General features: G+C 46.5%; 13 protein-coding genes and 1 pseudogene. 7 read left to right on the plus strand and 7 right to left on the minus strand.

The features are described from left to right. The first annotated feature begins 111 nt into the window (after positions 1-111). The 3 genes and pseudogenes from ACIFQM_RS16825 to ACIFQM_RS16835 all read left to right on the plus strand — a co-directional run bounded on the left by ACIFQM_RS16825 (position 112) and on the right by ACIFQM_RS16835 (position 3,778). A pseudogene (locus ACIFQM_RS16825) lies at positions 112-1,040 on the plus strand (NAD-dependent epimerase/dehydratase family protein). A gap of 145 nt (positions 1,041-1,185) precedes the next feature. Further along, positions 1,186-1,950, plus strand: a complete 765-nt coding sequence (locus tag ACIFQM_RS16830) for a M15 family metallopeptidase (RefSeq protein WP_430065803.1) — start codon at positions 1,186-1,188, stop codon at positions 1,948-1,950. Positions 1,951-2,050: 100 nt separating this feature from the next. Next, complete coding sequence (locus tag ACIFQM_RS16835) at positions 2,051-3,778, plus strand: methyl-accepting chemotaxis protein (RefSeq protein ID WP_430047800.1); 1,728 nt, start codon at positions 2,051-2,053, stop codon at positions 3,776-3,778. A gap of 97 nt (positions 3,779-3,875) precedes the next feature. Here the strand turns inward: ACIFQM_RS16835 and ACIFQM_RS16840 are convergent, their stop codons facing one another. The 6 genes from ACIFQM_RS16840 to ACIFQM_RS16865 form a co-directional block, all read right to left on the minus strand. Then, entirely contained in the window at positions 3,876-4,199 is a 324-nt protein-coding gene (locus ACIFQM_RS16840; RefSeq protein ID WP_430065805.1) for a PTS sugar transporter subunit IIB, read from the minus strand. A 30-nt stretch (positions 4,200-4,229) separates the two neighbouring features. Then, positions 4,230-5,666 (minus strand): glycoside hydrolase family 1 protein, encoded by a 1,437-nt coding sequence (locus ACIFQM_RS16845; protein ID WP_430040693.1) that lies wholly within the window; start codon positions 5,664-5,666, stop codon positions 4,230-4,232. Next, positions 5,659-6,717, minus strand: coding sequence for a mannonate dehydratase (gene uxuA / locus ACIFQM_RS16850; RefSeq protein WP_430047823.1), 1,059 nt, complete (start codon positions 6,715-6,717; stop codon positions 5,659-5,661). The genes ACIFQM_RS16845 and uxuA overlap by 8 nt, the downstream gene beginning before the upstream one ends. 89 nt (positions 6,718-6,806) lie before the next feature. Next, entirely contained in the window at positions 6,807-8,102 is a 1,296-nt protein-coding gene (locus tag ACIFQM_RS16855; protein ID WP_430040694.1) for a PTS sugar transporter subunit IIC, read from the minus strand. A gap of 18 nt (positions 8,103-8,120) precedes the next feature. Continuing rightward, a complete protein-coding gene (locus ACIFQM_RS16860) occupies positions 8,121-8,489 on the minus strand; it encodes a PTS lactose/cellobiose transporter subunit IIA (RefSeq protein WP_430040695.1) in 369 nt (122 codons plus the stop codon). A gap of 197 nt (positions 8,490-8,686) precedes the next feature. Continuing rightward, positions 8,687-10,612 carry a BglG family transcription antiterminator gene (locus ACIFQM_RS16865; RefSeq protein ID WP_430047796.1) on the minus strand — a complete coding sequence of 642 codons (1,926 nt, stop codon included), beginning with the start codon at positions 10,610-10,612 and terminating at the stop codon, positions 8,687-8,689. A gap of 163 nt (positions 10,613-10,775) precedes the next feature. Here ACIFQM_RS16865 and ACIFQM_RS16870 point away from each other — a divergent pair, with 163 nt between their 5' ends. Both ACIFQM_RS16870 and ACIFQM_RS16875 read left to right on the plus strand, forming a co-directional pair. Continuing rightward, a complete protein-coding gene (locus ACIFQM_RS16870; protein WP_430065807.1) occupies positions 10,776-11,153 on the plus strand; it encodes an ArsR/SmtB family transcription factor in 378 nt (125 codons plus the stop codon). An 84-nt stretch (positions 11,154-11,237) separates the two neighbouring features. Further along, positions 11,238-12,533, plus strand: coding sequence for an arsenic transporter (locus tag ACIFQM_RS16875; protein WP_430040698.1), 1,296 nt, complete (start codon positions 11,238-11,240; stop codon positions 12,531-12,533). Positions 12,534-12,660: 127 nt separating this feature from the next. On the opposite strand, the gene ACIFQM_RS16880 is transcribed toward ACIFQM_RS16875, so the two are convergent. Continuing rightward, positions 12,661-13,695 carry a glycosyltransferase family 4 protein gene (locus ACIFQM_RS16880; protein ID WP_430040699.1) on the minus strand — a complete coding sequence of 345 codons (1,035 nt, stop codon included), beginning with the start codon at positions 13,693-13,695 and terminating at the stop codon, positions 12,661-12,663. 487 nt (positions 13,696-14,182) lie between these two features. On the opposite strand from ACIFQM_RS16880, the gene ACIFQM_RS16885 reads away from it, so the two are divergent. Both ACIFQM_RS16885 and ACIFQM_RS16890 read left to right on the plus strand, forming a co-directional pair. Next, the gene (locus ACIFQM_RS16885; protein WP_430047820.1) at positions 14,183-15,223 is read left to right on the plus strand and encodes an ABC transporter ATP-binding protein; all 1,041 of its coding nucleotides are present in this window, start codon (positions 14,183-14,185) and stop codon (positions 15,221-15,223) included. Next, the gene (locus tag ACIFQM_RS16890) at positions 15,220-15,942 is read left to right on the plus strand and encodes an ABC transporter permease (protein WP_430040701.1); all 723 of its coding nucleotides are present in this window, start codon (positions 15,220-15,222) and stop codon (positions 15,940-15,942) included. The genes ACIFQM_RS16885 and ACIFQM_RS16890 overlap by 4 nt, the downstream gene beginning before the upstream one ends. The last annotated feature ends 4 nt before the right edge of the window (positions 15,943-15,946 follow it).

The raw sequence follows: 15,946 nt of genomic DNA on the forward strand, positions 1-15,946 counted from the left end.
GTCTTAGATTGTCTTTGGTGCCTGTGCTTGTGCCTGCGCCAAGCTGTAGAGCGCCGCATAACATGATGGGAAAGGAAGAAACTTGCTTCGGTTCAAAAGGAGGGTGCGCTAGTGAAGGTTTTGGTCACCGGGGGAGCCGGATTTATTGGTTCCCATCTGGTGCGTGCGCTTGCTGATTCGGGCATCAGGGTGCATGTGCTGGATAATCTGACGACCGGGAATGTCGCAAATGTGGACCCGCGCGCGGTCATGCATATGGCGGATATCCGCAGCTCCGAGACCCGGACGCTGCTCATTCGGGAAAGCCCGGATATTGTGTTTCACTTGGCGGCACAGGCCGAAGTCCAGCAATCCATCCATCGACCGGATGAGGACGCAGATGTGAATGTGCTGGGGACAATTCATCTGCTGCAGGCTTGTCATGAAGCCGGTGTATCCAAACTGATATTTGCGTCCACATCTGGCGTATACGGTGAACTGCAAAAGCAATGTATTCAGGAAGACGATCCCTTGGAGCCGATTTCGGGCTACGGGCTTTCCAAGCTGACCGCAGAATCGTATATCCGGCTTTTTCATCGGGTATATGGCATGAATTACACGATTTTGCGTTACGGCAATGTGTATGGTCCCGGTCAGGCCGCGAAGGGAGAGGGCGGTGTAGTCGCTCTTTTTATGGATCGGCTGAAAAAAGGGAGCCCCTTGCTCATTCACGGCGACGGAACGCAAACCCGCGATTTCGTGTACGTCAAGGATGTAGTCAGAGCGAATATGGCGGCTATACGTGCAGCGGATCAACGTACAGTGCATGTGAGTACGGGACGACAACGTCCATCAATCGGCTGGCCTACGATTTGCTGAAGCTGCACGGTTCGTCCGTTCGGCCTGTGTATTCAGCTGTGCGGGCGGGAGACATTCACCATAGCTGTCTTAGCAACGCAGTCGCGAGACATTGGCTTCGATGGGAGCCACTATATGGCATCTCTGCCGGATTGAAGGAAACGTATGTGAGCAGTATGGGTTCAGGAAAAGAAGGCGTGTAGCGAGAAAGCGTGCGATTCAGGAAGGGGCTGGAGGATCAGCCTCTTTTTTATGGATAGCCGGGCAGCTGCTTATAGGAAAAAATGTCCTCACCTGATACAATGGTCAGCAGTAAGCCAACCAGTTTCACAAAGGGGAGTCTGATCTATGTTGAAAAAGTCTTTAAGAAAAATCGGCATCGCACTGATTACATATGCATTTTTGCTAAATGCAGGTCCTTTTTCTACTGTTGCTGCCGGAGCCTCGGACGTAACTGCGGATAGCAGTACAACGCAAAATTTGACCATTGAGAAGAAAAATAAATTGCCCAAGGGCTTCGTGTATCTGGATGAAGTGATTCCTGAGGCGCAATATGAAATCCGCTATTATAGTGAAAATAACTTTGTTGGCAGACGAATTGATGGATATAAGGGGCCTTTTGCGATCATGACCCATACAGGTGCAGCCGCTTTAAAAGGGGTCAGCGATGATCTGGCAGCCAAAGGATATCTGTTGAAAGTATACGATGCCTATCGTCCGCAAAAAGCCGTGAATCATTTTGTCAGATGGTCGCAGGATAGCGGAGATATGAAAATGAAGCAGCAATATTACCCGAAGCTGGATAAGTGCAATCTGTTCAAGCTGGGCTTCATCGCCAGGAAATCCGGCCATTCGCGGGGGAGCACCGTGGATTTGACGCTAGTACACATCAAAACGGGGAAGACTGTCGATATGGGGAGTCCGTTTGATTTTTTCGGTGATATTTCCTATTACAACACGAAGCTGATCAGCAAGACACAGCAGGCGAACCGAAAAATCCTTAGGGATGCTATGGTGAAGCGTGGTTTCAAGCCTTACAGCAAGGAATGGTGGCACTTTACGCTGATGAAGGAACCTTATGCTAAAACATACTTCAATTTTGATGTGGAATAGGAAATATGGGACGTTTTAACTAAAAATGATAGGCAGAAAGACATGTATAATATAAAATGATGTAAATACAAGTTGGATTATCCAAAGGAGCGTTGGCGGGTTGAACAGTCTGTTGTCACGTATGGTGTTGTTTTTTTCGGGCCTTATTGTAATCGGTGGAGCCATTCTGGGTTTTACCTTGTATCAATCTTCGAGCGAACTGGTGGAAAACTCCATGGGCCAGCAGGCCAAAGCGGTGGCCAAAAGGGCCGCAGCCATGATTAATGTGGACAAATATACAGACATTAAACCCGTTGCCGGGGGAGAGAATGCTTATTTTAATGAGCTGCGCGATCAGCTTAACGAGCTGAAGGAAGCTAACGGCTTCAAGTATTTATACACGCTGGGGAAAGTGGAAGACGGAGGCCAAACGAGCTATGTGTACATCGTTGATGGCGTGGCTGCTTCCACCGCTAAAGAGGACTATTCGCCGCTGGGCACTCCCGAAAACAATGCGTACCCGGGGATGCTGCATACTTTTGAAACGGGCGAGGCTTCCATAGGCGATCTGACAAAGGACGAATACGGAGCAACCGTCTCGGCTTACGTTCCCATTAAAGGCAAGGACGGCAGTATCACAGGGGTTGTCGGGGCAGATCTGGATGCTACAGAGGTATACAAATTAATGGAAACATCCAGAAGAACGATGCTGATCGTAGCTGCGATTGTGCTGGTGGTATGTATTCTGTTGGTCTTTGCACTAGCCAAATATTTGACACATCCGTTATTAAGGTTGACCCGAGACGTCGCCAAGGTTGGGGAAGGCGATCTTACGGTCGTTATTGATACGAATCGTAAGGATGAAATTGGCCGTCTGGCTTCGGCTTTTGGGGTCCTCGTAACGGATACAAGAACGGTAATTGAGGGCATTGGCAAAGGCTCGGACCAGATCCTGTCTTCGTCCGGGGATGTGTACAATCATGCCCATGTTACCGCAGAAGCCAGTCGGGATATTTCCATACATATTAAAGAAGCTGCCGTGGGGGCAGAAACCCAGGTACTTCAGACCATGGAGATGAATAAAGGCATGGAGGACATGACCTCCAGCATGCATCGAATTGCACAATCTGCTGCGATTGTAGCGGACTTATCGCAGGAAACTACCGAGAATGCGCTTCAGGGTAATGAAGCCATTGTCAGGGCTGTGGATCAAATGAAATCCATTGTAGACTCTACAGCGGCGATGGCTGCCGCCACCAAACAATTAGAGGAGCATTCCGTGGAGATCGGAGAGGTACTTTCCCTGATGACGGATATTGCTGGACAAACCAATCTGCTCGCGCTGAATGCAGCGATAGAAGCGGCTCGGGCCGGAGAGCATGGGCGTGGTTTTGCCGTGGTAGCCGAGCAGGTAAGGAAGCTGGCGACTCAATCCCAGTCGTCCTCGGCGGTGATCGCAGGCATTATCACCTCGGTTCAGCAACAGACTTCCGAGCTGTCCATACGGATGGAGGGAAGCGCCCTTGAAGCTAGGGTGGGAATGGACATTGTAAATGTGGCTGGACAATCCTTTGGCCATATTCATTCCGGTCTGGAACGGATCACGACACAATTGCAGGAGGTATCGGCTGCCTCGGAGGAGATCACTTCTGTTTCTGAGGAAGTCGCAGCTTCCGTGGACCAGATGGAGGGAATTTCACGGCATGCAGCCGAACACTTCCACCTGATTGCAGAAGCCTCGGATGGGCAGCTAACCTCCATGGAAGGCGTCAGCCAATCGACGGAGAGTCTGAAAGGGATGTCCGCTGAGCTGCATCAGTTGATTGGACGGTTTAAGGTGACGGGATAATCAATATCAATATGGTTACCAATATACGGAAAAGCGGCAGTTTCCTGATGGGAGACTGCCGCTTTTTGCTATTCATCTAAAAATGTCTATATGCTTATTATGATTCGCCAGCCAGCTTCAAGGCTTGATCCAGCACGGCGGCACCGTTGGCTCTACCGTAAGCGATCATATCAATGACATCCACCGGGATGCCATAGGGAGCTGCAATTTCGGCAATCGGCTTTTTACGCATCCGTACTTGAGGACCAAGCAAAATAGCAATTACAGAATCTTTAATGCCTTCCAGCTCTTCCTTAATGGCACTTTCGGGGATGGCTTCGATGTTAAGCACTATGGATCTTGCTTCGGCTTCTTTTTTCATCTTGGAAACCAGAATGGATGTGGACATACCCGCAGCACATGCCAGAATAATTTTTTTCATATTTGAGCGCCTCCAGAAATAAATTTTTAATTATTTATACTCTTCATCCAGATCAGCAACAAACGAGCGTTCTTTGATGGCAGCTTGATACCAGTAGCCGGACTTCTTCAAATGCCGACTTCGATCATTCTCCAGGTTAATTTCCACCAGTCCATAGCGATTTTTAAAAGCATTCATGGGCGAAACGTTGTCTGTAAAGGCCCACAGCATATAACCTGTACAGTTCGAACCATCCTCTACAGCTTGTAACGTGTAGCATAAATGCTCCGTTATAAAGCCAATGCGATAGTCGTCCTGAATGATGTGCTCCTCATTTTTGAAGACAACTTCATTCTCAATGCCCATGCCATTTTCCGCGACAAACCACTCGATATTGTTATATTCATTCTTAATACGCATTCCCATATCGTAAATAATCTTGGGATAAATCTCCCAGCCCCGTGACTTGTTCATTCTTTTACCCGGAAGATCGAAATGCTCATAGTAGTAAGAGGGATGAAAGGGAATGTTTTCATTCCAGGCTTTACTCTGCGCCTTGACCCGGTGTGGATAATAGAGATTGATGCCGACGTAGTCCACAGTATGGCCCTTAATTACTGTCAATTCTTCCGCTGTAGCTTCAAATGCAATATCATGCTTGCTCATGAGATCGAACAATTCTTGCGGGTATTCGCCTTTAATAAGCGGGTCCAGAAATACTCGATTATAAAATAAATCATACACATGTGCCGCATACTGGTCATGAGGGGCGCTGGATCGGGCATAGGTTACTTCAGGATTCAAAATAACGCCTATTTTAGCCCCGTTCTGGCTATAGCTTTTGGCCTTGAAGAGCTGTACGCATTTTGCAGTAGCCAACGTTTTATTATAATTCCATTGCATCCACTTCCGCGTATTTTGTTCATAGGGATAGCGAAGGGCATCCAGATAGACACGAGTCTGTACAACAATGGGCTCATTAAATGTAAACCAGTGTTTTACCCGATTACCGTAGCGTTCAAAAACCTTTTCTGCATATTTCACAAACAGTTCCACCACATGCTTGGAAGACCAGCCCTCATATTTGTCCAGCAAATAAGCGGGCACCTCGTAGTGCTCCAGACAAATCATGGGCTCGACCCCGCTGGCAATCAACTCGTCAATGACCCGGCCCATATAATCCGCATACGTTTCATCCACGATAACATTCTCATAATCCGTTAAGAAGCGGGACCAATTAATAGAAGTACGGTAATGGGTCAGGCCAATCTGCTTCATCAGCGCAATATCCTCAGCGTAACGGTTATAAAAATCGGTTGCCCCCGCAGGTCCATATCCATTGTGCCAGACATAGCGGTCATTTTTGTACCATTGGTCGAGAAATGAGTCCTGCCCTTCCTTTTTACCGCTCCAGCCCTCTGTCTGCCAGGCGGAAGCCGCAGCACCCATGATGAAATTCGATGGAATTTGTATCGTATGTTTAGCCATTACATGCTTCTCCTTTTCGTACTATAGATTCCCAAAGGCCCGTTAAGTAGGCCGCTCCCAATGCACGGTCATACAGTCCATAGCCGGGCTTTCCTTGTTCTCCCCAGATCATTCTCCCGTGGTCAGGTCTTACATACCCTTCAAACTGATGACGATGCAGGATATGAATCAGCTCCGCCATATCTATGCTACCCGATTCGGACAGATGCGCGGACTCTTCAAAATCACCGTTAGGATAACGTTTGACATTACGTAGATGAACAAAATGGATCCTTTTCTGCGCGGCGTATTTGTCTAACATTCCGGGTAAATGATTGTCTGGTGAGCTGCCTAACGAGCCGCTGCAAAAGGTAATACCGTTATGCACGCTAGGCTGAAGCTCCAGCAGACGGTCCAAATCTGCTTCCTTGCTAAGAATACGCGGCAGACCCAAAACAGGCCATGGCGGATCATCTGGATGGATCGCCATTTTCACGCCGACCTCTTCCGCTGCGGGAATCACTTCCGCCAGAAAATAAGCTAGATTTTCCCAGATTCCTTCGATTCCCAGTTCTTTATACTGCTTCCTTAAAGCAGGAAGCTCTTTCTTTGGATATGATAAATCCCAACCCGGAAGCGTAAAATCAGCAATGTTCGGCTCAATCTTTTTCAGTTCTTCCCCCGAGAAAGCCAATGTCAACGATCCGTCGGGAAGAGGCTTGTCAATGACGGTACGAAACCAGTCAAAGGCAGGCATGAAATTGTAGCAGACTACTTTTACCCCGGCATCACCCAGCCTTCTCAGCGTTTCTTTATAATTGGCAATATAGTTGTCCCTGGTGGGGAGTCCCAGCTTGATCGCTTCATGTACCGGAACGCTTTCCACGACTTCAAATGTAAGTCCCGCTTCCTCGATTTGCTGCTTGAGAGCAGTGATACGGTCCCAAGGCCATACCTCTCCAGGTGGAACGGTATAAACCGCGCTTACAATTCCTTTGATATAGGGGACATGCCGGATGTAAGAGAGTGGAATGGAATCCTGCTCGCCATACCACCGAAAAGTCATTTTCACCATGATCAGCTTCTTCCTTTAAAGTTGGCGTTAACCTGAATCCATTAAGAATACGCTTTCAATTAGGGGTATATTTCTATAGTAGCGCATTATTCAGTCGTTCGCTTGTTGGCAATTTTGACGAACGGGAAATAAATGATAATCGCTACCACAATACAAATGATCTGAGTTACGACGGCGCCAATGCTTCCACCTGTAGACAGGTAGGCATTAATAATAGGCGGAGTAGTCCATGGAACCATGACGACGGCCTTACCTGCAAATCCAAGCAACGTCGAAAAGTAGCCAATCGTTCCTGTGATAAGCGGAGTAATAATGAAAGGGATAGCCATCAATGGATTCAACATAATCGGAAGTCCGAAAATGACAGGCTCGTTAATATTAAACAGGCCCGGTCCAAACGAAAGCTTGGTAATTTCCTTCATATCCTCGCGCTTGGAAGCAATCATAATACAAATCAAAAGGGCCAGCGTAATCCCTGAACCACCGATACTCATGTATACGTCCCAGAAAGGCATCGTAATAATGTTCGGAATCGGCAGTCCTTGCTCATAAGCAGTCATGTTGACCGTAATCGCTCCAAGCAGCAGAGGTTCACGAATCGGTTTTACCATTTGGTTCCCGTGAATGCCGATCACCCAGAAGATTTGCGCAACCAGCATCAGTACCAATATACCCGGCAGTCCTTGCACCACGGTCTCCAGCGGTTTTTGCACCACATTATAGACGGCATCATACAGGTAGAGACCTGTAAATTTATGAAAAAAGAATCCAAGCATCGAGAAGACAGTCACCGTAATGATGGTTGGAATGAGTGCCGAGAAAGAAACAGCCACATTGCTGGGAACACTTTCAGGCATTTTAATTTTTAGCTTATCGGACTTGCCCAGTTTGCTGTACAGCTCAACGGATAGAATGCTTATGAAAATACCTAAAAACAAGCTCTTGGTATCCGTAAACTGGCGGGCAATGACATCCGTTACTTTCTGCATTTCCCCGTTAACCATCAACTCTATCGTGGTTGGCGTCACAGATATAAAGCAGATTACAGCGAGTAGTCCTGGGAAGAAGTTTTTCTCCCCGTTGATTTTTCCTAGCTCCAGACCAATCATGAAAATAGCCAGGATGGTAAGGATATTCAAGCTGGCATAGTTAATGCCTGAGAAAATCGGTTTGTACTCTGCCAGGAAGGAGAACGGCTTAAAATGGGCCAGACCATTTACCGGGTCCATCACCATATTGGAAATCAGTACAGCAAAGGCACCGACAATGATGACAGGCATTAATGTGATAAAGGCTGATTTGATCGCTATAATATATTTAAAATTGTTGATTGCATTTGCCACTGATGTGAGGCCGTCGACTAGCTTGTTTTTAAAAGCCATGGGATAGCGCCCCTCCCTCTACGATTTGGGTACGAATTGATCAATACGTTCATACAGGTCTACAAACTCTGAGGCCATATCTCGAATGGTGATGGCATTCATCAAATGATCCTGAGCATGTACCATCATGACCGACATCTCTGTTTTTTCACCCGCTGCTTCCTTATTAATGATTCTGGTTTGAATTTTGTGGGAGGACACCAGTTCTTTTTTAGCTGAGGCTAATTCTTCTTTGGCTTCCTGAAACCTTCCCGCCTTTGCAAGCTCAATCGCCTCCATGGCCGAGCTGCGTGCATTCCCAGCGTATAATATAATTTGGAATACAATTTCTGTATCATCCATGCCCTCCATACTCACGTCGTGCTCTGTAGTTTCATCATTATTCATGTTTTTTATCTCCCTTCAAAAGCTGTCTTCTTTAGCATTATAATTTGAAATCGCTTTCAACATAACGCACATTATTTCCTCTTCTTAACGGAAATAAATCGTTCTTTTTACATGATATCTCCATCACTACGCACAAAAAAGGAGAAACCCTGGCCATATAGGCTTCAGAATTCTCCTGTCTTTACACACTTCTATGTTCAGCTATTTTTATGCAGCACTTCTACGAATTCCGTGTACGTTTTGCAGCGGATAAGCTGCTGGACGAGCTTTTCATTATTTAAAATTTCAAGCAAAATATGATACATACTCTGTAAATCTTCTGATTTGGTGCGCTGTATGCAGAGCATACAAATAAACTGTACTGGCTTGCCATCCCAATCAATAGCTTTTTGTAATGTACAGATGGCCCAAAACGTGGAATCAGCGAAAGGTTCCATCGGATGCGGGATCGCGACAAAATTGCCAAATGAAGTAGGGGAAACGGCTTCACGCTCTATCACAGATTCCAGCAGGGGGCCTTTCACAAGATCGGCTTCGTGTATTTTTTTGGCTATAAATTCAAGCACCTGGAGTTTGTTTTCAAGCTTCTGCTGAAGAAAGACCAATTTTTTGCGTACATACTGCACAGCAGGGAGTCTTGCCTCTGAGATTGCTTGTTCAATTTTAGTGATATCGGAACCGCCCAAAAATGTATTCACATGTATCATGGGTACAGAAAGCGGTTCTGAAATGGGGATCGTGCTAATGACAAAGTCCACAGTATCCAACGGCATTTGTTTAAGCTTATAAAATTCAGTAGTTCCCACGATATCCAATCTGGAACCGAAGACCGATTGAAGCTTATAATACAGCAGCTTTGCGCTGCCCAGTCCAGAAGCACATACGATTATGCACCTTTTGGGTGCGTCCTCCATTTTCTTTCTTTCCATCGCGACTCCGATATGAATGGCTAAATATCCAATTTCATTTTCCTCGATGTGTATATGAAGTCGCTGCTTGATGACTTCCGAAGCAATGATACCTGCTTCAAAGGCAAGCGGGTAATTGGCTTTGATCTCATCCAGCATAGGATTACGCAAATTCATCCCGTATTGATAACGGTTAATGACCGGTTTGAGGTGAAGACAAAAAGCAATTAGTAATTCCTTGTCGTTGTGAATGTTCATTTTCAACTGTTGATCAATTTGGTCTAGTATTTCAATAGTTAGCTCGTAGATATCTTTATCAATGATCTTTTTAATCTCGACTTCATCCAAATGGGCACTAACGACTGTCCTTACACCCAGCAGGTGCACAGCAATGTACGCAACTTCAACAAGTGGAAAGGAGTGCTTCATTTTTTGTTCCAAAGCGGATACGATCTCAGTCGCCACCATAAACTCTTTCTGCGCTTCAATTTTTTTCATTTCTTGAGGATAATACGAAACATACCTTTCTTCACGAATGCGCTTACATGCTATAGCAATATGAATGACCAGATTGTTCAAGGCAATGTCCGACAACTGAATATCATTGAATTCAATGCGGTCCAGAATCACTTCTCTGATGTATTCCATCTCTTCGTTAGAAATCAGAGGAGGGTGGGACGTCTGCTGCTCGCCTATTTCATCTGTTCTACTAAATATATAGTCGGAAATGCAATAACGCAGCTTGGCCTCGCTACCTTTGACTCGAATACCATGATACGGTTTGTTCTCCAGGGATAGTCCGTAGGTTGCCATTAGCTTGCGCAGTTCTTTGAGGTCATTCTGTAAAGTAGATCGACTAACATACAGGATCTCAGCTAAATCATCAAGTTTGATATATGCATGGGTGAGCAGCAGCTTTTTCATTAAAACACGATTTCTGGCTTCAGAAGAATTCGCTAATGGATAGGGCACATGATTTTCATAATCCTTTAACTGCTTCAGCAGATGATGAAATGCTTGTTCGTCCCGAATTTCTAACTTGTAGCCCATTCCTTTAAGGGGTTTGACGGCTGCTCCATGCTTCGACAACAGCGCCCCCAATTCCTTTAGATCTGTTCGTATGGTTCGAGAGGATACCTTCAATACATTTGCCAAGTGTTCTCCGTTGACCATCTGTTCTGCAACCAATATACGAAGAATATCAAAAATACGCAAAATGAGCCTCCTTCCATAGCAGTTCTGAAGAACAGTATACAACGGTAGATGGGTATGAAAAAGTGAAAAATTTGATTATACGATTGTATTGAAAAAGAGTGGTGTTGAGTATACGATTAAGATATAAGCAAATGATTATATATAGAGAGAAGAGGTGATCATATTGGACCAACTGGCTTATGTAGCGGAGCAATTAAAGCTATTGGGTGATAGAACACGGCTGACGATGCTCTCTTTGCTCAAAGAGAGGGAATGGTGTGTGTGCGAATTCGTCAAGGTTTTTGATATTTCGCAGCCGGGTATCAGCCAGCATCTAAGAAAGCTAAAGTCTCAAGGGATTGTAAAAGAAGCTCGACGCGGACAGTGGGTGCACTATTCTCTCAATGTGGAGGACAAGCCTCATATTCAAGCGGTCCTTCAATGTATGCCAGATGAGCAGCAAATTTTGAAGCTTTTAAATAAAGAAGAACCAGCCGCTGCTTGCGGACCTAATTCGGCTTCCGCTCCTGCTAAAGATTCGATGGAAAAGTTTCCTCTGTGAGCATAGAAAATGATGCCCGATATATAAGTATATGCTTATAAAATGATTTAACATGATGATACATCTTGGATCGGAGGTTTGAACGTGTTATCGGTTTTCTTGTCATGCGCTATTTTCCTGTTCACTTTGACGCTGGTGATCTGGCAGCCCAAGAACCTGTCTATTGGATGGTCAGCCTCCGCAGGAGCAATTTTGGCTCTGCTTGTTGGCGTGGTTCATATTCAAGATGTGTGGGAAGTAACCCGAATCGTGTGGAATGCCACGCTGGCTTTTGTAGCTATTATTCTCATTTCATTGGTGCTGGATAAGATCGGACTATTCGAATGGGCCGCTTTACATATGGCGAGGGCTGCACAGGGAAGCGGGATCCGTCTGTTTATGTATGTGACTTTGCTGGGAGCGGTAGTAGCTGCTTTTTTTGCAAATGATGGTGCCGCTTTGATCCTGACTCCCATTGTGCTGGCGATGGTACGGGCGCTCAAGTTTGAAGAAGCTAGGGTGTTTCCTTTTATCATAGCCAGCGGCTTTATTGCAGATACGGCTTCGCTTCCGCTCGTCGTCAGCAATTTGGTTAATATCGTGACCGCCAATTTCTTCAACATCACATTTATGGAGTATGCAGGCCGCATGATTATTCCAAATTTTTTTTCTATAGCTGCGAGCATGTTAGTGCTGTATCTCTTTTTCCGTAAAAGCATTCCAGGGAAGTTTGATGTTGCTCATGTAACGGCTCCTGCTGAAGCGATTAAGGATGCGAAAATGTTCCGGCTTTCCTGGATCTTTCTGACTCTCCTGCTTGCAGGTTATCTAATCAGCGAATTTTTCAACATTCCGGTTTCGGTAATTGTGGCAATCATTGCTGTTATTCTCTTATTCATAGCTAGAAAAAGTCCTGTAGTAACTGTAAAAGAAGTCATGAAAAGTGCGCCATGGGCCATCGTATTTTTCTCCATCGGGATGTATGTCGTAGTGTATGGGCTGCGTAATGTGGGTTTGACAGATTTGCTAGCGCATCTTATTCAAGCGGCAGCAGACGAGGGGATGTTTGTAGCTACGATGGCTATGGGTTTTATGGCTGCCGTCATTTCGTCGGTGATGAACAACATGCCTACGGTCATGATTAATGCGCTGGCGATCCACGCTACAAACGCAACAGGAATGATCCGGGAGGCACTTGTATATGCCAATGTAATCGGGTCGGATTTAGGACCCAAGATGACACCTATCGGCTCCTTGGCTACGCTGCTATGGCTGCATGTGCTTACTTCTAAAGGCGTAAAGATTCGTTGGGGAACCTACTTCAAAACAGGTGTAATACTGACCTTACCTACGCTTTTTTTCACACTTTTGGGTTTGTATTTGTGGTTGACGATATTATGACTTAAACACTAAAGGAGACGATCATCATGGATAAAAAAGCGAAGGGTACCGAAGAAGAAAAATGGGCCGCCTGCCCGGCGGCTTTATTCTAGAATCATATAACTTCTGCTCCACTTAAAATAATAGCTTACCCCACGCCCAGCGCATTCATCATTTGCCGGAAGGATTGCACATATTTATCTGGTGCTAACAGGTCGACGATCCTTGTCAGCCCCTTCTGGCGAATGGATTCGCGGTTGGACGTGTTGTTCATCAGATCCAGTCCTTCCAATATCGCCTGCGAGATATCTCCTTGCGCATAAAATTTACCCGTTACGTTGTGATCGATGAAGGCTCGCACCCCGTCAGAATCAGAGCTGAGCACGGGACAGCGGCAAGCCATGGCCTCAGCTACGGCGTATCCAAATCCCTCTACCAGTGAAGTGGACAACAGATACCCTCCCGAATCGCCAATCATGGAGTAATACAGAGGCATTTTAGCATGGGGCACGTTTTTGAAACGTTCTACAATGGAGGACAAGCCAAGCTGTGTAACCATGCTCTCGAATTGTACCTTATCCTCTGGCTGCGAAAGGGTATTATCATAGAACATCCAGATGCGAAGATCCGGGCGGTTTTGCAGCATCCAGTAAGAAATATCGATAAAATGCCTCCAGTTTTTGTTCGGCTCCAGTCGCCCAACCCATGCAATGACCGGATGGATCGGAGGAGTGTTAGGCACATAATTAAATACGCTGGTATCCAGTACGTTTGGAAACACGTAACGCTTAAGCCATGGACACATGCTGGAAAATAGTTCGACCAGATGCGTAGTGGTGGGTAGCAGTACTGCATTGGCGTATCTTTGAAGAAACGGTGTGGCTTCGCCTACTATCAATGCAGCCTCCACGTGCGGACCGAAGCCCTGTGATTCATAGATTAGCACACCCTGATAGCCCAACATGCGCAGTTTTGCGAGCATCTGGTAATCCGACGAGACGACGATGGCATCGTAACGGTGAGTGTGTATCAGACTAGAAATATCTCCCTCGGAAGAAGTCATAAACACGGGAATATCTCCATGTAAGTTTTGCATCCCCGTACCCTGCTGATAGTAGAGAATATGGCATTCAATCCCATCTTGGCTAAGCACCTTGCAGCGTTGGCGGTTCAAGGTTTCCACGCCGCCGCTGGGTATATAAAAGGTAAATAGAACTTTGATCTCAATAACCCCCTTCAGCCAATCGAAAGCTTCTTATATACCAAGGTATTCCAGCAAAAGGACAGGGTGTGGGTATCTATGGAAGCCTAGATGGAATCAGCATAAAATTGTGGCTGATGCGGGATGCAAATGAATGTTAGGGCGAACCGTACAAGTTAACGAGTGTAAAAGCACATTCATTCGTTCACATTTTAGACATATTATTTTAAGCTTATATTTAAGTGACTTTAAGCTGGAGTTATATGTGTGGGATTAACATTAGAGTTTAAAAGTGTTGCATGAGGTGCAGATGAGCCGCTCCGCGAAGGATTTGAGCTTTCGATCAGGCGAGCGCTAGCGCTTCTCCAGCTTCAAATCCTCCGCTACGCAACATTTTGGATGTGTGAAAAGGGAATAGAGCTGTTTGGACGAATGGGTAGTTTACAGTGAAAGACTACGACTTTGCAATATGATAAAAGAAGGGGTGAAGCGTGTGCTCAAGGTGCAGCAGGTGAGCAAGTGGTACGAGGGCAACCGGGGCGTACATAAGCTGGATTTTGAAATGCAGCGTGGTGAGATTGTCGGGTTTCTGGGCCCGAACGGTGCGGGCAAAACGACGACGATGCGCATGATTACAGGGTATCTCCAGCCGAATGAGGGAGTGATTACGATTGATGGCATCCCGATTCAGGAGCAGGGCAGACAGGCTCGTTCCAAAATCGGTTATTTGCCGGAAACGCCCCCTCTGTATGGAGATATGTCTGTTCGATCCTATTTAAAGTTTGTGGCGAGCATTCGAGATGTGCCTGCAAGAGAGCAAAAGCTGCGGATTTCCGAGATGATTTCCAGGCTTGGGCTAAACGGACGTGAAAAGCAGCTGGTACGCAGTCTGTCCAAAGGGTATAAGCAGCGTTTGGGGCTGGCGGGGTCGATTATTCATAATCCGGATTTACTGGTGCTGGATGAGCCGACATCAGGCTTGGACCCGAATCAGATTTTGGAGATTCGCCAGCTCATTCAGGAGATTGGAGAGAATCATACGGTGCTGCTCAGCACGCATATTTTGCCCGAGGTGGACGCCTTGTGCAATCGGGTTCTTATCATTCATGAGGGTGAATTGGTGCTGGATGGACGGCCTGATGCGCTCGGCGGTTCGATGGAAGACGGATTTAAGGTAAAAGTCGAGGTAAAAGGCGGCCGTGAGCAGGTGTTGGACGTTCTTCGTGCCTGGGGGAAAGTAGAGGTAGAGCTATTAACATCTGGCTTGTCTCAAGCTGACACAAAGCCGACTGCAACGGAACAAGATTTGACCGGGCTGTTACTGACAGGCGCTTCCAGTGAGGATTTCCGCGAGGAGCTTTTTTATGTGCTGTCTGGTGCGAAGCTTCCGATTATAGAGTTGAAAAAAGAAAGCCTCAGCTTGGAAAATATATTCCAGCAGTTAACCACTCGCGAGCCAAAAACGGATGAGGCCGGGCAAGATAAGAGTGCAGGAGGTGAACGGCCATGAGGCGCTTGTTCGCGGTTTGTCAAAAGGAGCTTCAAGCCTATCTATGGACGCCGACAACGTATTTTGCGCTTGCGGTGTACATGCTGCTGACGGGGTTGCTCTTTTACACAAATTTTGTCATGTATCAGCCAAGCATCTTGGATTATCGGCTGGTACTCGGTGATACGCTGTCCATGCTGGTGTTTGTCGTCCCATTGCTCACGATGAGGCTGGTTGCGGAGGAATTCAGGCAGGGTACGGATGAACTGTTACTTACCTCGCCAGTGAGTGTGACAGAAATGATTGTGGGTAAATTTTTGGCGTCACTGGGCATGCTGCTGATTTTGGTGCTGTGCAGTCTGGCGTACCCGGTCGTGATGTCCTTTTACGGATCGCTGGACTGGACACTGGTATGTACGTCCGTGGTCGGTTTGTTTATGCTGGGTGCAGCCATGATGTCCATTGGTCTGTTCGCTTCGACGCTTTCACAGCATCAGATGATGTCGGCGGTCGTCAGCTTTATTATTTTGCTCGTGTTTTGGATGCTGGATTCGTTTGGTGGCCAAACGGGCGCATCTGCGACCTTGCAGCAATGGCTGGAGCCTTTTTCACTAACCGCACGGTTTGACAGCTTCACCAAAGGATTGCTGAACGGAGCCGATGTGCTGTATTACGTGACGGTGGCGGCGCTCTTTTTGCTATTCAGCATTCAGGTGGTCGAACGGAAACGGTGGAGGTGATGAA

It is taken from the genome of Paenibacillus sp. NRS-1782 (genome assembly GCF_050467685.1).
GTDB classification, from domain to species: Bacteria; Bacillota; Bacilli; order Paenibacillales; family Paenibacillaceae; genus Paenibacillus; species Paenibacillus terrae_A.